The following is a 20,803-nucleotide window of genomic DNA, read 5'->3' on the forward strand; positions in this document are numbered from 1 at the left end:
TATATCATTAAAGGTTTCCCCTTTATTAGTTTTAATAGCTAATACAGGGGTTGTTTTTATACTTTATTCTGATTAAAGAATTATTTAACGCAACTTTTTGTCGAAAATGGGATCTTTAAGAAGAAGAATCGTATAAAATCGAAGGGTTATGCAAAAATATTCATTTGACTTTTCTGATATAGATGTATTAAGGAACTACTTTAGATCCCAATTAGATCCTGATGGATCCTCTGATCGTATTTATTTTCCTCCACATATTGGAGAGGGATATCTTTGTTATTATAAAATCTCACCAGAGGTATTCCTTTTTATAAACAACTATAAAGCTCATGTGGATATCGAATATGTAAGAGAACCTATTGAAGAAAAAGATATTATCCTCCATTTTAGAAAGTATTCCTTAGATCATCAGATAAAGAAAAATGAAATTATAAGCTCTTATTCCGATGGATATACACCTGGTAATATGAGGTGTATGAACTCGCAACAAGGTGAAAGAGTATACATTAATAAAGGAGCAGTTGTAAAATCTATTATGATTGTTCTAAAAAGTAAGTATACAAAACCGTATTTCCTTAAAAACAATGATATGGCTGAGAAAATGGATCGGTATATCCGACATTCTCATCAACATATCAATAAGTTTTATCTGTCATACAAACAATCAATTTTATTTGATCAAATTGTTTCTCCGAATATAAATAAGGTAGAAAATTATCTATTTTTTATCGCCAGAGGTATTCGGTTATTAGAGACATTCTGGAAAGATGTTCTTATGTGGGAAACAGAAAGTAATCCATTTAATATTAATAGTACACAAGTAGGTAATATATATAAGGTAAGTACTTATTTAGAAGATAATCTACATGAGCCTTTTGTAGGTGTGGATCATTTAGCATCCATGGCGTATATGAGTAGAACGAATTTCTTTAATATGTTTAAAGAGATTCATAACCAGACACCATTAGAGTTTTTTAATAATAAAAAATTAGAAAGCTCGTACAATATGATTTTTACCGAAAGACTATCGATTAAAGAAGTTATGGATAATCTTAATTACTCTAATTCCTCAAAATTCAAAAAAGCATTCTTTAATAAATTTGATATATATCCTGATATCCAAATTTAAAATACTTTAAATCATTTATTTCATATATAAAATAAAGATGGTTGCCATCTGGCAACCATCTATAACCTAACACAAACTCAACTAAGCTTAGGATTTTAAAATCTTTATATATGTTTTTGAAAAATTTTCTTCCCTTTTGTTAGAACAAATTAAAGAAATGATAACGTTGAAATAATTTCCATTAATACATAAAATCTTACCAATAGTACATTTTTACTGTTTTTAAGGGTTTTTTAAGAAGAAAATGGAGAAAATAGCATGATTTCTATGTGAAAAAAGTAGTTTTTTTAGGGAATTATTCCAGTTTTTAGGCAAAATGGCATTTAGATTGCCAATTTTCAAAGTTTTAAAACATTAAACAATGGTTATGTAAATTTTTTAAATATTAACTAATTAGAGGTAACAATTCTATTGATAGAAACACAATATGATAGGAACATATTAGATGTTTTGATCAGTATATTAAAATTGTTACTCTTATGAATGAAGATTTTCTGCATTATCTATGGAAATATAAAAAAATAAATTTTTTACAACTTCTCACCACTGATTCGCAGAGATTGGTCATACAACGGGTAGGAGATCATAATCTTACTAGATCTGGTCCGGACTTTTTTAATTCACAAATAACTATTGATCATCAAAAATGGGCGGGAAATGTAGAAATTCATTTAAAATCAAGTGATTGGTATGTGCATCATCATGAAATAGATCCAGCATATGATAATGTGATCTTACACGTAGTTTGGGAACATGATGTAGAAGTTTTTAGAAGAGATAACTCCAAAATACCAACCTTACAATTAAAAGATTATACAGAAAAAGATTTATTACATAAGTTTAGATTTTTTTTTCTTCATAAAGAGTCCAATTGGATACAATGCGAAAAGTTATTGCCCGAAGTTTCTGATTTTACAATAGCAAACTGGCAAGAGCGATTATATATAGAAAGATTAGAACAGAAATCTAAACTAATTGATAAACTGTTGATCTCTTCTTCTAATGACTGGGAAGCAGTACTTTTTAAATTATTGGCAAGAAGTTTTGGATTGAATGTTAACAACGATTCTTTTCTAAGTCTCGCTAATTCTTTTGAGTTTAAAATAGTTAGAAAATGTAGTGAGGATGTTGAAAATATGGAAGCTTTGTTATTCGGTCAAGCAAATCTATTAGATGAGAAATCTGATAACCCGTATCAACAACGATTAGTCAAAAAATATGAATTCCTGAAGCATAAATACACTCTAAAAAATCATGGTGTATCTCCTTTTTATTTCTATGGATTAAGACCATCAAACTTTCCAACTATTCGAATATCTCAACTTGCGAAACTTTATGTAACGAATAAACAACTTTTTAGTGATATCATAAAAACTAATACTCTTACAACATTCTATGAGTTATTTGATGTAAGTGCTACGGATTTTTGGAAAACACATTATACTTTTGATAAAGAATCTACCTTTAGAAACAAGAAGTTGACAAAGTCTTTTATCCATCTAATTTTAATTAATACGGTAATTCCACTTAAATTTTTGTATGCTAAAAAGTTGGGATATGATAGAGAAGAAGATATTTTTAGTTTAATATCACAATTGCCTTATGAAAGAAATACCATTGTAAACAAATTTATATCATTACAAGTGCCTATGGAAGATGCCTTGCATTCTCAGGCGATGATTCATTTAAAGATGAATTATTGTGATCAAAAAGCCTGTTTAAAATGTGCGATTGGTAATTATTTGTTGAATAGAAGAGGTAATTAAAGAGAATATAATTATTTTGCATTATGCTTTATAATCTAAGACAATTTTTAGAAAGAAACGGTTTTTATGTTTCAAGCAGACTGGCAGATCGTTTTGGAATGCGTGCAAAAAATGTACGATTGTTTTTTATTTATTTAACCTTTGCGACTGCGGGGTTAGGTTTTGTAATATATCTAAATATGGCCTTTTGGTTAAAAATAAAAGATTTGGTGTATACAAAAAGAACTTCAGTATTTGATTTATAAGTATGTTCAAAAGGTTTGGGTCTAAAATATATATAGCCTTAACACTACTAGTAACGGTTATAGCTGTTGGAGTACTAGGTTTCCGTTTTTTTTCAGATTATTCATGGACAGATGCCCTTTATATGACAGTTATTACGGTATCTACTGTGGGATTTGGTGAAGTAGAACCTCTTGATGACACCGCGAAGTTGTTTACCGTATTTTTAATAACGACAAGTGCTTTAATATTAGGATATTCTTTATCGGTTATTACCGAATATATCGTTGGTAAGAGTGATCCCGAAAGAGTGCAATATAGAAAACTGCAAAAAATGATTAGTAAATTAGAAAATCATATCATAATTGTTGGATATGGACGTAATGGTAAGCAAGCTGCTGATAAATTATCGGCTTATAATAAACCATTCTTGATTATTGAAAATGATAAAGCGGTTATCGAAAAATATCAGAGTGATGAACGTTTTTTTTTAGAAGGAAATGCTACCGAAGATAGCGTGTTGATAGAAGCACAAATAAAAAAAGCATCATGTCTAATTTGTACATTGCCAGAAGATGCGGATAATCTATTTATTGTATTATCAGCTAGGCAAATAAATAAAGATCTAAAGATTATTAGTAGAGCTTCGCAAGATGCGTCTTATAAAAAAATAAGATTAGCAGGAGCGGATAATGTAATCATGCCAGATAGAATAGGAGGTGATCACATGGCATCGTTAGTGGTAGTGCCGGATTTAATTGAATTTTTAGACAATTTATCCATTGTGGGAAAACGATCTATTAATATAGAAGAGGTTTCATTTGAGGATTTATTTGATGATAATAAGGAAAGGACTATTCGAGAAATAGCAATGAGATCAAGAACAGGATGTACCATCATCGGTTATAAATCTCCAGAGGGTGAATATATTGTAAACCCAGAAGCTGACACTGTGCTAAAACCCGGTTCTAAGGTGGTCGTTTTAGGGCGACCAGAACAAGTAAATCAATTAAATAAAGAATTTAATATTTAGATAATTACCTAAGATTTAACCGTTAAATTATTGTAAACAATTGTTTTTTTTAGCATCTTGCTCACTTCTAAAAAACTAAATTCAATTAACTCACACATTATGAAGAGAATTCTTCTTTCAATTTTAGCAATAACAATTCCATTTTTAACTTTTGCACAAGAGACCGCAGAAAAAGGTCTGGATCAAAAAATAGATGAGGCGTTTCAACCTGTATCTGACTTTTTCTCAAAGGTTATATTTTTTGAAGTATTTTCTGGAGCACCTTTCGTAATTATATTATTGGTACTAAGTGCTTTGTTTTTTACAATTTATTTTGGATTCCCTAATATTCGATATTTTGGTAAAGCAATTAACGTAGTTAGGGGCAAGTATGATGACCTAGAAAATCATAGTTTAGGAGACCCTAATGCAGGAGTCGATGGAGATATTCGAGATACGATCAGAGACGAGAGTAAAGAAGGAGAAGTTTCGCATTTTCAAGCATTAGCAACGGCAGTTTCTGGAACTGTTGGAAACGGTAATATTGCTGGTGTGGCGTTAGCTATTGCATTAGGAGGTCCTGGTGCTACTTTTTGGATGATTGTCTGTGGATTACTCGGAATGTCTACAAAATTTGTAGAATGTACGCTTGGTGTTCAATATCGAGATGTTGGAGAAGATGGAACTGTATATGGAGGACCAATGTACTATCTAAGTAAAGGATTAAAAGATAAAGGGTTTGCTACATTAGGTAAAATTGCAGCCGTTATTTTTGCTATCTTTTGTATCGGAGGATCTTTCGGAGGTGGTAATGCAGCACAATCCAATCAAGCAACAATCGTTCTAAAAGAATTAATGGGACTTGAGAGTACAGGAGCGGGTACTGTGATCGGAGTTATATTAGCAGTATTAGTAGGTATCATTATTATCGGTGGTATCAAAAGAATTGCTTCTGTTACGGAAAAAGTAGTTCCTCTTATGGCCGTAATGTATATCTTAGCTTGTTTATATATTATCTTCAGTAATTTTTCATTTATTGATGATGCTATCGGAATGATAGTAACCGAGGCATTTAACCCAAAAGCAATTGGAGTTGGAGGACTTATTGGAGTTTTATTGGTTGGATTTAAAAGAGCGGCCTTTTCAAATGAAGCAGGAGCGGGTTCTGCTTCGATTGCGCACTCTGCAGTAAAAACAAAATATTCTGCATCAGAAGGACTTGTTGCGTTATTAGAGCCTTTTATTGATACCGTAGTAATATGTACAATGACAGCTTTAGTAATTATCATTTTTAACTCTGGAGGAGCTTTTCAATATGGAGGAGACGGAAGTGGATCAGTATTAATCGATGGAGTTTCATACGAAGGAGCAGGGATTACAGCACAAGCTTTTGCTAAGTACATACCTTATTCTAATGTCTTTTTAACGATAGCGGTAGTGTTATTCGCTGTTTCTACCATGATCTCTTGGTCATATTATGGATTACAATCATGGAAGTTTTTATTTGGTAGAGGTAAAACTGCTGATTTAGTATATAAACTATTGTTCTTAACGTTCATCATTATTGGTGCTGCTGCTAGTATGAATTCTATATGGGCATTTTCAGATGCGATGATTTTTGCAATGGTATTTCCAAATATGATAGGATTGTATTTCTTATTCCCGGTAGTTAAGAAACAATTGACAAGGTATTTTGATGCTATAAAAGCATCTAAAGAATAAGACTTTTACAAATATGAAATTTATAAAATCCCATTTCGAGATACATAAAAGATTCCGGAATGGGATTTTGCTTTTAGCGTTATTAATATTTAGTCTAATTTTATTGATATACTTTTTCCCTACTAAGGGGAATGCAACAACTAAATTTGTTGCTTTAACAGAATACCAGTCACAATTGGATCAGTTAAAAAAGGAAGCTGAAGAAAAAAAAGTATCCTATCAATTAAAACCTTTTAATCCTAATTTTATAACTGAATATAAGGGGTATGTTTTGGGGTTATCTACAGAGGAGCTTAATAGACTATATGGATATAGAAAAAAGGGGAAATGGATCAATTCTACATTAGATTTTAAAAAGGTTACAGATGTCTCCGATTCTTTGCTAAAAGTAATTACTCCGTTATTTAAATTTCCTGAATGGATTAATAAACCAAAAAAATATAAATCCTATAAATCAAAATATCCCAAAAAGTCCTTTGAGCAGAAAAAAGATCTAAACCTGGTTACATCCAAAGAACTTCAGGAAGAAATAGAAGTTCCAGATTTTATTGCCGAAAGAATTATAAAGTATCGAGATCGACTAGAAGGTTTTGTAAATGATATACAATTGAAAGATATTAAAGGATTGTATGATAATCAATATCAAAAAATACTATCGCTATATACTGTGAAGACACCAACGAAAATTACTAAAATCAATATTAATAAAGCATCGGTAAAGCAATTAATGGAGGTGCCATATTTTGACTTTGAAACAGCTTTAGAAATAAAAGATTTTATAGATGAGAACAATGGGGTGTCCAATTTTGAGGAATTAGGAAAAATAGAAGGGTTTTCTTTAGAAAAAATAGATAGAATAGCGTTATATTTGACATTAAATTAAAAATCGGAAAAAATTGCTGTGAATTTTGATAATATGTGAATTTTGGTTAGAAATTTTAAATATCTTCTATTTGCAGTGATATGTTAGCTATATAAATCAAAGTTATCATTTAAACAACATGTATTTTACAGAAGAGCACGAATTATTTAGAGAAAGTCTAAAAGACTTTTTACAAAAAGAAGTAGTTCCACATATTGAGAAGTGGGAAAAAACTGGAGATATCGAACGCTTTATTTGGGAGAAATTTGGCGAAATGGGGTATTTTGGTATTGCCTATCCTGAAGAGTATGGAGGCCTGGGACTAGATCTTTTTTATACAGTTATATTTTTAGAAGAATTACAGAAAATCAATTCAGGTGGTTTTGCTGCAGCGATGTGGGCTCATGTGTACCTAGCGATGACTCATGTAAATAAAGAAGGCGATGCTAGAATAAAAGAGGTCTATTTAAGACCTAGTATTTCAGGAGAAAAAATAGGATGCTTATGTATTTCAGAGCCATTTGGTGGTTCTGATGTAGCAGGTATGAGAACCACAGCTGTAAAAGATGGTGATTCCTATATAATTAATGGATCAAAAACATTTATTACCAATGGAGTGTATAGTGACTACTTGGTGGTCGCTGCTAAAACTTCTCCAGAATTAGGAAATAAAGGGATAAGTATCTTTATAATGGATCGAGATACTCCTGGAATTTCGGCAACTAAATTAGATAAACTCGGTTGGAGAGCATCTGATACTGGAGAAATTGCTTTTGATAATGTTAAAATTCCGTTAGCAAATCTGATGGGCGATGAGGATAAAGGTTTTTCTTATATCATGCAACACTTTGCGTTAGAAAGATTAATTATGGGCATTAATGCACATGCTAGAGCCGAGTTTGCTTTGGATTATGCTATACAGTACATGGGAGAGCGTGAAGCTTTTGGTAGAACCATTGATAAGTTTCAAGCACTTAGACATTCGGTGGCAGATATGGCTAGTGAAGTTGAAATGTGTAAAGAATTTAATTATTCTATTGCCAAAAGATTAAACGATGGTCAATATGTAGTTAAGGAAGCTAGCATGTCTAAATTATTATCTACAAAAATAGCTGATGAAGTTATCTATAAATGTCTACAGTTATTAGGAGGTTATGGGTATATGGAAGAATATCCTTTGGCTAGACTTTTTAGAGACAGTAGATTAGGGCCTATTGGAGGTGGTACTTCTGAAATCTTAAGAGAGATTATCGCCAAAATGGTAATCGATAAGAAGGAGTACAAACCGGCAGTAGAAGCCTAATGGAGATTTGTATTTTGGCGAAAATGTTTTTTCATTTTCCAAAATGGTAATCGATAAGAAGGAGTACAAACCGGCAGTAGAAGCCTAATTGAGATTTGTATTTTGGCGAAAATGTTTTTTCATTTTCCAAAATGGTAATCGATAAGAAGGAGTACAAACCGGCAGTAGAAGCCTAATTGAGATTTGTATTTTGGCGAAAATGTTTTTTCATTTTCCAAAATGGTAATCGATAAGAAGGAGTACAAACCGGCAGTAGAAGCCTAATTGAGATTCGTATTTTGGCGAAAATATTTTTTCATTTTCCAAAATGGTAATCGATAAAAGATAATTATCAATTATTCTTTAAAGACTTTATAGAATCCACAACGATTGATTAATGAATCAATATCGTTTGTGGATTTTTCTTTTTTTTATATTTAAAAATGTGATTTTGATGATAGGGTAGGTGTAATTTTGCGAAAATGTTAAAATTTTATCAACACGAAAACGTTTGAGTCCTTATTCAAACGTTTTCGTTCATTGTAAAAACCCTACATTGTGAGCTAGTTAACACAAAAAACACTAATAATTATGAAAACTTTTAAGCTCGTTTATTTTCTACTAGCGATCACATTTCTTTTAGCTTCTTGTGGTAAAGATGAGATCTTGGACAATGTAGAACAAGAATCAGAAAAACCTGAAGAATTAGTTTCTACCAGAGCAGGTCTAAAAACTATTGGTTCTGGAGTAATGATGCAAGCATTTTATTGGGATGTTCCTGCGGGAGGTACTTGGTGGAATGTAGTAAAAGGTAAAGTTAGTTCCTGGAGTAATGCCGGTATAGATGCAATTTGGTTACCGCCAGTAAGCAAAGCTCAAAATGGTCCTTTTTCTATGGGGTATGATCCTTTTGACTATTATGACTTTGGAGAATATAACCAAATGGGAAGCACAGAAACTAGATTTGGTTCTAGATCCGAACTAGAGTCTCTCATATCTAGAGCACATAATAATGGGTTAAATGTAATTGCTGATATTGTAATTAACCATAATAGTGGAGGTGACTTAGAATCAAATGAATTTGCTGGGAAAGATACATATACCTTGTTTAATCCCATGTCTAATAAGTTTAATAGAACAAAGTATGATTTTCATCCAAATGAGGCATATAATTCGGATAGTGGAATTTTCGGAGGTTTTCCCGATTTAAGTCATAATAAATCATATGTGCAAGATTGGTTATGGAAAAGAAATAATTCTGTTGCAAAGTATTACAAGAATACGATGGGGTTTGATGGTTATAGATTTGATTATGTGAAAGGTTTTGCTCCTTGGGTTGCTAAAGAGTTTCGTAGATCTACAGGTGTGTTTGGAGTTGGAGAATACTGGGATGGAAATGTAAACACTTTAAAATGGTGGACAGATCAAGCGCAAATGTCAGCTTTTGACTTTGGTTGTTACTATAAAATGAGAGATGCTTTTATGGGTAATAACCTAAATGCACTTAGTGGCGATATGCTATGGAAAAGAAATGCCAGTAGAGCAGTTACTTTTGTGGCAAATCATGATACTGACGAAATTATTAATAATAAATTATTAGCATATGCTTATATCTTAACACACGAAGGATATCCAGCAATATTTTATCGAGATTATGAAGATTGGTTAAGTAAGAGTAAGATGAACAATCTTATTTGGATTCATAATAACCTCGCTGGAGGAAGTACTACTAATTTATGGACAGATAATGATGAGTACATCGCAAGAAGAAATGGAGGTTATGGTAAAAATGGTCTGGTTGTTTATATAAACAATTCTAATTCCTGGAAAGAAAGATGGATTCAAACAAATTGGTCAAGTAGAAGGATAAAGGACTATACGGGTAATTCTAACTGGGAACCAGTAACACAAGGTGGAAGATGGGTAAAAATACAAGCCCCACCAAAAGGATATACTGTGTGGTCTTTAAAATAAAAAAGGGACATAATTACGCGACTAATTAAAATTATTAAAAAAAGCTTTGTAGATAATACTATTGTAGTATCTTTGCAGCCTAATTTTTAAAGAAAGGAGGTGCACTATGTTAATTATACCAGTTAAAGACGGAGAGAATATAGATAGAGCGTTGAAGCGTTTTAAGCGTAAATTCGACAGAACAGGAACAATGCGTCAGCTTAGAAAGCGTCAGGCATTTACAAAACCTTCTGTGGAGCGCAGAGCTCAGATCCAAAAAGCGCAATATATTCAGCACTTAAGAGATCAAGAGGAAATTTAATTAAAATGTAAAGCGTTGTATTTATTGACTTTTTAGGAATAAAGAGTTAAACTTCGTTTTTTACTATATAAATTTAGACCATTGGGAAATAAAAGTTTTATACTTTTGTTTTTCAATGGTTTTTTTATGTTGATTGAAAAGTTTGTTGATTATCTGCTTTTAGAAAAAAAATACTCCAAGCATACTGTTATAGCTTACCATAAAGATTTAGTGTCTTTCTCAGAATTTTATTTACGAGAATTTGGAGATCAAGATATATCAAAGTCCAATTATTCTCAGATTCGTTCATGGATTGTTAGCTTGGTTGATCAGCAGGTCTCCAATAGAACTATTAATAGAAAGGTTTCTTCTTTAAAAGCTTATTATAGATTTTTGTTGAAATTGGGGGAGATAGAAAAGAATCCTCTGGCGAACCATCAGGCTCTGAAAGTTTCTAAAAAAATACAGATTCCTTTTTCTGATAAAGAGGTTGATGTGGTCTTAAGTGAATTAGAAGGGAATGATGATTTTATAAGTGTTAGGGATCGGCTAATTGTGGAACTTTTTTATGGTACTGGGATTCGTAGGATTGAGTTGGTGGATCTTAAAGTGGGAGATGTGGATTTTATGTCGAAGCAAATAAAAGTGGTAGGTAAAAGAAATAAAGAACGGTATATACCTCTAATCCCCTCGATTCTTCATACGGTAGATAAGTATTTATTGTTAAGAGAAGAAGTGCTTTCTGATCCTGAAGATAAAGCTTTGTTAATTACTCAAAAAGGAGTTAAAATATACGAAACACTTGTTTATCGAATCATAAATAGTTATTTTAGTAAGGTATCTTCGAAGATTAAAAGGAGTCCGCATATACTTAGACATTCATTTGCGACACATCTCCTAGGCGAAGGTGCAGATTTAAATGCTGTAAAAGAATTACTTGGTCATTCTAGCTTGGCAGCTACTCAGGTATATACAAACCAGAGTATAGCGCAGCTTGCAAAAATACACAAGAACTCTCATCCTAGGAATAAAAAGTAAAGTGGAGATATCTAGCTCCCTTCTTTTAGGCTTTTAATATTTTGTTCAACCAATTAAAATAATACCTATGAAAGTAAACTTGCAGTCCGTAAATTTTAATGTAGATCAGAAATTGGTAAATTTTACACAAGCGAAATTAGATAAGTTAGAAAATCATTTTAGCCGTATAATTTATGCAGATGTTTTTTTGAAAGTTATGAATACAAGCGGAAAAGAAAATAAGATTACTGAAATTTTATTGAGTGTTCCGGGAGACGAGTTTATCATTAAAAAAATAAATAAAACCTTCGAAGAAGGTGTGGATGAGTGTGTTAGTTCCTTAGAAAGACAACTTCGAAAACGTAAAGAAAAATTAAATGCACATGTTTGATGATTTTTTTTTCAAAAAATGTTTTGTGTAATAAATAAATTCTATACATTTGCAGTCCGTTAGAAATAGCGGACTTTTTTATGTTCAAAAACATAGTGAAAAGCCGATATAGCTCAGCTGGCTAGAGCAGCTGATTTGTAATCAGCAGGTCGTGGGTTCGAGTCCCTCTATCGGCTCTTTTAGAGTGGTGGTTTTGAAAGAAATTAACACTTTTAAAATTTAATTTTGAATTGTAAAATATTTGTTTACTTTTGCGCATTCAAAATTGAAAAGTTCAGTATTAAATTAGTGAATTATTGGGGAGATACTCAAGCGGCCAACGAGGACAGACTGTAAATCTGTTGGTTTTTACCTTCGCAGGTTCGAATCCTGCTCTCCCCACACCTTCAATCTTAAATTATTAAGGTTGTAAAAGCGGGAGTAGCTCAGTTGGTAGAGCGTCAGCCTTCCAAGCTGAATGTCGCCGGTTCGAACCCGGTCTCCCGCTCAAAAGCATAGAGCTAATCTTGATGCATTTTTAGCATTGGATTTTTAATATAAAAATAATGATGAATCGGTTTTCTTTCGACAATAAATAAAGAAGTCTGGTTTATCATTCTGTACTTTAAAAAGCCGGTGTAGCTCAGGGGTAGAGCGTTTCCTTGGTAAGGAAGAGGTCACGAGTTCAAATCTCGTCATTGGCTCTTAGTTCAGAAGCATTAATTGAACACTAATATATAACTAAGATTAAATAAATTAATTATGGCAAAGGAAACTTTTGATCGTTCCAAACCGCACTTAAATATTGGTACTATTGGACACGTTGATCACGGTAAAACAACTTTAACTGCTGCGATTACTAAAGTATTAGCAGATGCTGGTCTTTCTGAGGCTAGAGATTTTGATACTATCGATAACGCTCCAGAAGAAAAAGAAAGAGGTATTACTATTAATACATCTCACGTAGAATACCAAACTGCTAATCGTCACTACGCACACGTTGACTGTCCAGGTCACGCCGATTACGTAAAGAACATGGTAACTGGTGCTGCTCAGATGGATGGTGCGATCTTAGTGGTTGCTGCTACTGATGGTCCAATGCCACAAACTCGTGAGCACATCCTATTAGGACGTCAGGTAGGTATTCCAAGAATCGTTGTATTCCTTAACAAAGTGGATATGGTAGACGATGAGGAATTATTAGAATTAGTAGAAATGGAAGTAAGAGATCTTCTTTCTTTTTATGAGTATGATGGAGATAATGGGCCTGTAGTTGCTGGTTCTGCTCTTGGAGCTCTTAACGGTGAGCAAAAGTGGGTTGACACTGTGCTTGAGTTAATGAAAGAAGTAGATGCTTGGATAGAGGAGCCATTACGTGAGATCGACAAAGATTTCTTAATGCCAATCGAAGATGTATTCTCTATTACTGGTCGTGGTACTGTGGCAACAGGACGTATCGAAACTGGTATCGCTAACACTGGAGATCCTGTAGAGATCATCGGTATGGGAGCTGAGAAGTTAACTTCTACTATCACAGGTATCGAGATGTTCCGTCAGATCTTAGATAGAGGAGAAGCTGGTGATAACGCAGGTATCTTATTAAGAGGTATTGAAAAGACTCAGATTTCTCGTGGTATGGTAATTACTAAGCCAGGATCTGTAACTCCACATAAAAACTTCAAAGCTGAGGTGTATATCCTTAAGAAAGAAGAAGGTGGACGTCACACTCCATTCCATAATAACTACCGTCCTCAGTTCTACGTACGTACAACTGACGTAACTGGAAACATTGCGCTTCCTGATGGAGTTGAGATGGTAATGCCTGGAGATAACTTAACAATTACTGTTGAGCTTATTCAGCCAATTGCAATGAATGTAGGTCTTCGTTTTGCTATCCGTGAAGGTGGTAGAACAGTAGGTGCTGGTCAGGTAACCGAAATTTTAGACTAAATAATATATAGATATAAGGAAAGGTATTCGTTACGACGAATACCTTGACTTATGTATACGGGTTTAGCTCAGTTGGTAGAGCACTGGTCTCCAAAACCAGGTGTCGGGAGTTCGAGCCTCTCAACCCGTGCGATAATAATATTACAATCTTATGCTTGTGACATAAGGTTTAAAGAATGAATTTAATAATGACAATTTTGTTGTCATTTTAAAGAACAATAAGATGGCTGGATTAATAAATTACATTACGGAATCGTATAATGAGTTGAAAAACCATGTAACATGGACTCCTTGGGCTGAGGCACAGAGGTTGACCTTAGTTACTATAGTTTTTTCAGTTATTTTTTCTTTAGCTATCTGGGGAGTAGATACATTGTTTAGTAATCTTATAGAGTATTATTTTACGTTAGTTAAATCTTAATAATAATGGCTGAGGTAAGTAATACAAAAAAGTGGTACGTTGTTCGTGCTGTAAGTGGTCAGGAAAATAAAGTAAAAGACTACATAGAAAGAGAGATTGCTCATTTAGGTATGGAGGATTATGTTTCTCAGATTTTAGTACCTACTGAAAAAGTTGTTCAGATTCGTAATGGAAAGAAAATAAATAAGGAGAGGGTTTACTTTCCTGGTTATGTAATGATAGAGGCTAATTTGTCTGGAGAGATTCCACATATTATTAAGTCTATAAATGGAGTTATTGGTTTTCTTGGTGAGGTTAAGGGAGGTGATCCTGTTCCTTTAAGAAAGGCAGAGATTAACAGAATGTTAGGTAAGGTTGATGAGCTTGCTGTTAAAACCGATAATGTTGCTATTCCTTATACAGTTGGAGAAACCGTAAAAGTAATAGATGGTCCTTTTAATGGATTCAATGGATCGGTAGAAAAGGTAAATGAAGAAAAGCGTAAGCTTGAAGTAATGGTGAAGATTTTCGGTAGAAAAACACCGTTAGAGTTAAGTTATATGCAAGTAGAAAAAGTATAATAATTGTTACATTATATATCTGAATTGTTCTTATTGCTTCCACTTTATAGAACGATTCTAATTTAAAATTAGAAAAATGGCTAAAGAGATAAGTAAGGTTGTAAAACTTCAGGTACGTGGAGGAGCGGCTAACCCATCCCCACCAGTTGGACCTGCTTTAGGTGCTGCCGGAGTTAATATCATGGAATTCTGTAAGCAATTCAATGGTAGAACGCAAGATAAAGCTGGTAAAGTATTACCAGTAGTTATTAGTGTTTACAAGGACAAGTCTTTTGACTTTGTAATTAAAACTCCTCCAGCAGCAGTTCAAATACTGGAAGCAGCAAAAACAAAGAAAGGTTCAGGAGAGCCAAACCGGAAAAAAGTAGCTAGTGTTACTTGGGATCAAGTTCGTACGATCGCAGAAGATAAAATGCAAGATTTAAATGCATTTACTGTGGAGTCTGCTATGAAAATGATTGCTGGTACCGCTCGTTCAATGGGTGTTAACGTAAAAGGAGAAGCTCCTTTTTAATCCAAAACGTGTAGAAAATGGCAAAAGTAACTAAAAAGCAAAAAGAAGTTAGAGCTAAAGTAGATAAGAATAAAGCTTATTCATTAGATGAGGCTTCTGCTTTAGTAAAAGAAATAACAAACGTAAATTTTGATGCTTCTGTAGATTTAGCAGTTCGCTTGAACGTAGATCCACGTAAAGCAAATCAGATGGTACGTGGTGTGGTAACTTTACCTCACGGAACAGGAAAAGATGTTAAAGTTCTAGCATTGGTAACTCCGGACAAGGAAGCTGAAGCTAAAGAAGCTGGAGCAGATTTTGTTGGTTTAGATGAATATCTAGATAAAATTAAAGGAGGTTGGACTGATGTAGATGTTATCATCACAATGCCTAGCGTAATGGGTAAGTTAGGACCATTAGGTAGAGTTTTAGGACCTCGTGGTTTAATGCCTAATCCAAAGACTGGAACTGTAACTATGGATATAGCAAAAGCTGTATCTGATGTGAAAGCTGGTAAGATTGATTTTAAAGTAGATAAGACAGGAATTGTGCATGCTGCAATAGGAAAGTCTTCTTTTTCTGCTGATAAGATCGCTGGAAACGCAAAAGAGTTATTGACAACATTAGTAAAGTTAAAACCTGTAGCTGCTAAAGGGACATATATAAAGTCAATTTATATATCATCTACGATGAGCCCTGGTGTAGAGATTGATTCTAAAAACTTTGCTGGGTAATTAAGAAACACGATTATGACAAGAGAAGAAAAATCACAAGTAATTGAAGACTTAACTGCTCAGTTAGCTGAAAACTCTAATATTTATTTAGCAGATATTTCAGGATTAGATGCAGGTACAACGTCGAATTTACGTAGAGCTTGTTTTAAAGCTAACGTATCATTAAAAGTAATTAAAAACACACTCCTTGCGAAAGCAATGGAGAATTCAGATAAGGATTTTGGAGAGTTACCGAATGTATTAAAAGGTAACACTTCTATAATGTTCTCTGAAACTGGTAACGCACCGGCAAAGGTGATTAAAGAATTTCGTAAGAAATCAGAAAAGCCTTTATTAAAAGGAGCTTTTGTAGAGGAAGCAATTTTTGTTGGTGATGAAAATCTTGAAGCACTTGTTAATATCAAGTCTAAAGAAGAAGTTATCGGAGATATTATTGGCTTACTACAGTCTCCAGCTAAGAATGTTATTTCGGCATTAAAGTCTGGTGGAGGTACGATAGCAGGTATCCTTAAAACATTATCCGAAAAAGAAGGATAATCTAAGCGTGTACGCACTTTTTAACAAATTATATTTCAATTAAAAAAAATTATTTAAAACGATAGAAAATGGCAGATTTAAAAGAATTCGCAGAACAACTAGTTAATTTAACGGTAAAAGAAGTTAATGAATTAGCTGATATATTAAAAGAGGAGTATGGTATCGAGCCTGCTGCTGCTGCTGTAGCTGTTGCTGGTGGTGGTGCTGCTGGTGGTGGTGATGCTGCAGAGGAGAAGTCAGAGTTTGACGTAATCCTTAAAGCTCCAGGAGGTGCTAAGTTAGCTGTTGTTAAGTTAGTAAAAGAATTAACTGGTCTTGGTCTTAAAGACGCTAAAGGATTAGTTGATGGTGCTCCAAGTGCAATTAAAGAAGGAGTAGCAAAAGACGAAGCAGAAGCTCTTAAAGCTCAATTAGAAGAGGCTGGAGCTGAGGTTGAGCTTAAGTAAGCTTACCATATATTGACATAGAGGTTTAGACCTGGAGAATTTTCTCTAAGGTCTAAACCATTTTGCGTATATAACTATTATGTTACTTACGCCATTTTTAAAATTTTAATTTAATTCCGTCCATTGATGTTAGCAACGCAAACTGAAAGATTGAATTTTTCTTCCGTAAAGAATAGACCAGAATATCCTGATTTTCTTGATATTCAGATCAAATCTTTTCAAGACTTTTTTCAATTAGAAACAAAGTCAGAAGAAAGAGGAAATGAAGGTCTTTATAACACCTTCATGGAAAACTTCCCGATTACAGATACACGTAATCAATTTGTACTAGAATTTTTAGACTACTTTGTAGATCCACCAAGATATGATTTACAAGAATGTATTGAAAGAGGACTTACGTATAGTGTTCCTCTAAAAGCACGTTTAAAACTTTTTTGTACGGATCCTGAACATGAGGATTTTGAAACTATAGTTCAGGATGTTTATTTAGGTACTATTCCTTACATGACACCAAGTGGTACATTCTGTATTAATGGTGCAGAACGTGTTGTTGTATCGCAATTACACCGATCTCCTGGTGTGTTCTTTGGACAATCATTCCATGCAAATGGAACAAAGTTATATTCTGCAAGGGTAATTCCTTTTAAAGGTTCTTGGATAGAATTTGCTACAGATATCAATAGCGTGATGTACGCATATATTGATAGAAAGAAAAAATTACCAGTTACTACACTTTTCCGTGCCATAGGTTTCGAAAGAGATAAAGATATATTAGAAATTTTTGACCTTGCTGAAGAGGTAAAAGTGTCTAAGTCTGGATTGAAAAAAGTATTAGGGCGTAAATTAGCAGCACGTGTTTTAAATACTTGGCATGAGGATTTCGTGGATGAAGATACTGGAGAAGTTGTTTCTATAGAAAGAAACGAGATCGTTTTAGATCGTGATACTATTTTAGATAAAGATCACCTAGATGAGATTGTAGATTCTGGAGCTAAAACTATTTTACTTCATAAAGAAGACAATCAAAAAGGTGATTATGCAATTATTCATAATACACTACAAAAAGATCCTACTAACTCTGAAAAAGAAGCAGTAGAACATATATATCGTCAATTACGTAATGCAGAACCGCCTGATGAGGAGACTGCAAGAGGGATAATTGACAAATTATTCTTTTCTGATCAACGATATAACCTTGGTGAGGTTGGACGTTACAGAATGAATAAAAAGTTAGGTCTTAATATCGAAATGGATAAGCAAGTACTTACCAAAGAGGATATTATTACTATTATCAAATACTTAATCGAGTTAATTAATTCTAAAGCTGAGATAGATGATATCGATCACCTTTCTAATCGTCGTGTTAGAACAGTAGGAGAACAATTATCACAGCAATTTGGTGTTGGTTTAGCGCGTATGGCTCGTACGATCCGTGAGCGTATGAATGTTAGAGATAATGAAGTTTTTACACCAATTGACTTAATTAATGCAAAGACATTATCTTCTGTAATTAATTCATTCTTCGGAACGAATCAGTTGTCTCAGTTTATGGATCAAACAAATCCATTAGCAGAGATTACTCATAAGCGTAGACTTTCTGCTCTAGGACCTGGAGGTCTATCTAGAGAGAGAGCTGGTTTCGAAGTGCGAGATGTTCATTATACGCATTATGGTCGTTTATGTCCTATCGAAACTCCAGAAGGACCAAATATTGGATTAATTTCTTCACTTGCGGTATTTGCAAAAGTAAATTCTATGGGATTCCTGGAGACTCCATATAGAAAAGTAGAAGATGGAAAAGTTGATTTAAGTGAGTTTAAATACTTAAGTGCCGAAGAAGAAGAAGAAAAATTAATCATGCAAGCCAATCTTCCATTAAAAGAAGATGGTACTATAGAAAGTGATAAGGTGATTGCTCGTATGGAAGGAGACTTCCCTGTTATCGAGCCAGGTAATGTAAATTATGCCGATGTTGCACCTAATCAGATTGCTTCTATTTCTGCTTCGTTGATTCCTTTCCTAGAACATGATGATGCAAACCGTGCTTTGATGGGATCAAACATGATGCGTCAGGCAGTTCCATTATTAAGAGTTGACGCACCAATTGTAGGTACTGGATTAGAAAGACAAGTTGCTTCAGATTCGAGAGTATTAATTAATGCAGAAGGAGAAGGAGTTGTAGAGTATGTGGATGCACAAAAAATTATCATTAAGTACGACCGTACGGAGGAAGAGAGAATGGTAAGTTTTGATAGTGATTCTAAAACATATAACTTAATTAAATTCCGTAAAACTAACCAAGGGACTTCTATCAATCTAAAGCCAATTGTTAGAGCTGGAGATAGAGTTACTAAAGGTCAGGTTTTATGTCAAGGTTACGCTACAGAAAATGGAGAGCTTGCATTAGGAAGAAATATGAAAGTAGCCTTCATGCCTTGGAAAGGATATAACTTTGAGGATGCGATTGTAATTTCTGAAAAAGTAGTTAGAGATGATATCTTTACTTCTATCCATATAGATGAGTACTCATTAGAAGTTCGAGATACCAAATTAGGTAATGAGGAGTTGACTAATGATATTCCAAATGTTTCAGAAGAAGCGACTAAAGATCTTGATGAAAATGGAATGATCCGAGTTGGTGCAGAAATCAAGCCAGGAGATATTCTTATAGGTAAGATTACACCAAAAGGAGAAAGTGATCCAACACCTGAGGAGAAACTTCTTAGAGCTATTTTTGGAGATAAAGCAGGAGACGTAAAAGATGCTTCTTTAAAAGCTTCACCATCGTTACATGGAGTTGTAATAGATAAGAAGTTATTTGCTAGAGCTATAAAAGATAAGCGTAAGCGTTCACAGGATAAAGAAGATATTTCAATATTAGAAAGGTCTTATGATGCTAAGTTTGCTCTTCTTAAATCTGAGTTAGTTGATAAACTATTTGTAATTGTTGGAGGTAAAACTTCACAAGGAGTTATCAATGATTTAGGAGAAGAAGTACTTCCTAAGGGTAAGAAGTTTACTCAGAAAATGCTTAACAGTGTTGATGATTATGCACATCTTACTAAAGGAACATGGACAACTGATGACCATCTAAATAAAATGGTTGCAGATTTGATCCATAATTTTAAGATCAAAGAAAATGATTTACAAGGTAATCTGCGTAGAGAGAAGTTTACGATCTCTGTTGGGGATGAATTACCTTCTGGAATTATAAAACTAGCTAAAGTTTATATAGCTAAAAAACGTAAACTTAAGGTAGGAGATAAGATGGCAGGTCGTCACGGTAACAAAGGTATCGTAGCGCGAATCGTAAGAGAAGAAGATATGCCATTCTTAGAAGATGGAACACCTGTAGATATCGTATTAAATCCGCTAGGGGTACCTTCTCGTATGAATATTGGTCAGATCTACGAAACCGTATTAGGTTGGGCTGGTCAAAAATTAGGTAGAAAGTATGCTACTCCAATTTTTGATGGTGCTTCACTAGATCAGATTAATGAGTTTACAGATGAAGCAGGTATACCGAGATTTGGACATACATATTTGTATGACGGTGGTACGGGAGATCGTTTTGATCAGCCAGCAACGGTAGGTGTGATCTATATGCTTAAGTTAGGGCATATGGTTGATGATAAAATGCACGCACGTTCTATCGGACCATACTCGTTGATTACTCAGCAACCACTTGGTGGTAAGGCACAGTTTGGAGGTCAGCGTTTTGGAGAGATGGAGGTATGGGCTCTGGAAGCTTATGGAGCTTCTGCAACCCTTCGTGAGATATTGACTGTTAAATCTGATGATGTAATTGGAAGAGCTAAAACATACGAAAGTATCGTAAAAGGTGAGCCAATGCCAGAACCTGGATTACCAGAATCATTCAATGTATTAATGCATGAATTGAAAGGTCTTGGTCTGGATATCAGATTAGAAGAATAATAATAAGTAAAACTTTTTTCCCTGGATGCTGTATCTGGGGAGAGGTTTTTCTAGCGAGTTATTATTCAAATTTAAATTACAATAATTCTT

General features: G+C 33.8%; 19 protein-coding genes and 5 tRNA genes. All 24 read left to right on the forward strand.

Annotated elements, in window-relative coordinates; genetic code table 11:
* The first annotated feature begins 148 nt into the window (after positions 1–148).
* The 24 genes from ABD077_RS22940 (at position 149) to rpoB (ending at position 20,713) form a co-directional block, all read left to right on the forward strand.
* Positions 149–1,129: a helix-turn-helix domain-containing protein gene (locus tag ABD077_RS22940; RefSeq protein WP_343914546.1), complete on the forward strand. Its 981-nt coding sequence runs from the start codon at positions 149–151 to the stop codon at positions 1,127–1,129.
* A gap of 479 nt (positions 1,130–1,608) precedes the next feature.
* Positions 1,609–2,895, forward strand: coding sequence for a DUF2851 family protein (locus ABD077_RS22945; protein WP_343914547.1), 1,287 nt, complete (start codon positions 1,609–1,611; stop codon positions 2,893–2,895).
* 23 nt (positions 2,896–2,918) lie between these two features.
* Positions 2,919–3,140, forward strand: coding sequence for a PspC domain-containing protein (locus tag ABD077_RS22950; protein ID WP_299610011.1), 222 nt, complete (start codon positions 2,919–2,921; stop codon positions 3,138–3,140).
* A gap of 2 nt (positions 3,141–3,142) precedes the next feature.
* Positions 3,143–4,150 (forward strand): potassium channel family protein, encoded by a 1,008-nt coding sequence (locus ABD077_RS22955; RefSeq protein ID WP_343914548.1) that lies wholly within the window; start codon positions 3,143–3,145, stop codon positions 4,148–4,150.
* Positions 4,151–4,249: 99 nt separating this feature from the next.
* Positions 4,250–5,851 (forward strand): alanine/glycine:cation symporter family protein, encoded by a 1,602-nt coding sequence (locus tag ABD077_RS22960; RefSeq protein WP_343914549.1) that lies wholly within the window; start codon positions 4,250–4,252, stop codon positions 5,849–5,851.
* Between the two features lie 13 nt (positions 5,852–5,864).
* Positions 5,865–6,734, forward strand: a complete 870-nt coding sequence (locus tag ABD077_RS22965) for a ComEA family DNA-binding protein (protein ID WP_343914550.1) — start codon at positions 5,865–5,867, stop codon at positions 6,732–6,734.
* A gap of 118 nt (positions 6,735–6,852) precedes the next feature.
* Positions 6,853–8,016, forward strand: coding sequence for an acyl-CoA dehydrogenase family protein (locus ABD077_RS22970; protein ID WP_343914551.1), 1,164 nt, complete (start codon positions 6,853–6,855; stop codon positions 8,014–8,016).
* Positions 8,017–8,586: 570 nt separating this feature from the next.
* Positions 8,587–9,969: an alpha-amylase gene (locus tag ABD077_RS22975; protein ID WP_343914552.1), complete on the forward strand. Its 1,383-nt coding sequence runs from the start codon at positions 8,587–8,589 to the stop codon at positions 9,967–9,969.
* Positions 9,970–10,075: 106 nt separating this feature from the next.
* Positions 10,076–10,270: a 30S ribosomal protein S21 gene (gene rpsU / locus ABD077_RS22980; protein ID WP_034242830.1), complete on the forward strand. Its 195-nt coding sequence runs from the start codon at positions 10,076–10,078 to the stop codon at positions 10,268–10,270.
* A gap of 126 nt (positions 10,271–10,396) precedes the next feature.
* Positions 10,397–11,287, forward strand: a complete 891-nt coding sequence (locus ABD077_RS22985) for a tyrosine-type recombinase/integrase (protein WP_343914553.1) — start codon at positions 10,397–10,399, stop codon at positions 11,285–11,287.
* 67 nt (positions 11,288–11,354) lie between these two features.
* A complete protein-coding gene (gene hpf, locus ABD077_RS22990) occupies positions 11,355–11,657 on the forward strand; it encodes a ribosome hibernation-promoting factor, HPF/YfiA family (protein WP_299611135.1) in 303 nt (100 codons plus the stop codon).
* 102 nt (positions 11,658–11,759) lie between these two features.
* A tRNA-Thr gene (locus ABD077_RS22995) sits at positions 11,760–11,833 on the forward strand.
* Positions 11,834–11,955: 122 nt separating this feature from the next.
* Positions 11,956–12,038, forward strand: a tRNA-Tyr gene (locus ABD077_RS23000).
* Between the two features lie 33 nt (positions 12,039–12,071).
* Positions 12,072–12,144: transfer RNA gene (locus ABD077_RS23005), tRNA-Gly, on the forward strand.
* 124 nt (positions 12,145–12,268) lie between these two features.
* Positions 12,269–12,340, forward strand: a tRNA-Thr gene (locus tag ABD077_RS23010).
* 58 nt (positions 12,341–12,398) lie between these two features.
* Positions 12,399–13,586, forward strand: coding sequence for an elongation factor Tu (gene tuf / locus ABD077_RS23015; RefSeq protein WP_280931104.1), 1,188 nt, complete (start codon positions 12,399–12,401; stop codon positions 13,584–13,586).
* 57 nt (positions 13,587–13,643) lie between these two features.
* Positions 13,644–13,716 (forward strand) — tRNA-Trp (locus ABD077_RS23020).
* A 93-nt stretch (positions 13,717–13,809) separates the two neighbouring features.
* On the forward strand, positions 13,810–14,007 hold the full coding sequence (secE, locus tag ABD077_RS23025; RefSeq protein WP_299901213.1) for a preprotein translocase subunit SecE: 198 nt from the start codon (positions 13,810–13,812) through the stop codon (positions 14,005–14,007).
* Positions 14,008–14,012: 5 nt separating this feature from the next.
* On the forward strand, positions 14,013–14,567 hold the full coding sequence (nusG, locus tag ABD077_RS23030) for a transcription termination/antitermination protein NusG (RefSeq protein ID WP_299611127.1): 555 nt from the start codon (positions 14,013–14,015) through the stop codon (positions 14,565–14,567).
* Between the two features lie 76 nt (positions 14,568–14,643).
* A complete protein-coding gene (gene rplK, locus ABD077_RS23035; protein ID WP_219011423.1) occupies positions 14,644–15,081 on the forward strand; it encodes a 50S ribosomal protein L11 in 438 nt (145 codons plus the stop codon).
* Between the two features lie 17 nt (positions 15,082–15,098).
* Complete coding sequence (rplA, locus tag ABD077_RS23040) at positions 15,099–15,794, forward strand: 50S ribosomal protein L1 (RefSeq protein WP_299611122.1); 696 nt, start codon at positions 15,099–15,101, stop codon at positions 15,792–15,794.
* 15 nt (positions 15,795–15,809) lie between these two features.
* On the forward strand, positions 15,810–16,331 hold the full coding sequence (rplJ, locus tag ABD077_RS23045; RefSeq protein ID WP_299611119.1) for a 50S ribosomal protein L10: 522 nt from the start codon (positions 15,810–15,812) through the stop codon (positions 16,329–16,331).
* Between the two features lie 68 nt (positions 16,332–16,399).
* Complete coding sequence (rplL, locus tag ABD077_RS23050; RefSeq protein WP_299611116.1) at positions 16,400–16,777, forward strand: 50S ribosomal protein L7/L12; 378 nt, start codon at positions 16,400–16,402, stop codon at positions 16,775–16,777.
* 126 nt (positions 16,778–16,903) lie between these two features.
* The gene (rpoB, locus tag ABD077_RS23055; protein WP_299611113.1) at positions 16,904–20,713 is read left to right on the forward strand and encodes a DNA-directed RNA polymerase subunit beta; all 3,810 of its coding nucleotides are present in this window, start codon (positions 16,904–16,906) and stop codon (positions 20,711–20,713) included.
* The last annotated feature ends 90 nt before the right edge of the window (positions 20,714–20,803 follow it).

Source organism: Aquimarina litoralis (genome assembly GCF_039523995.1).
GTDB lineage: Bacteria > Bacteroidota > Bacteroidia > Flavobacteriales > Flavobacteriaceae > Aquimarina > Aquimarina litoralis.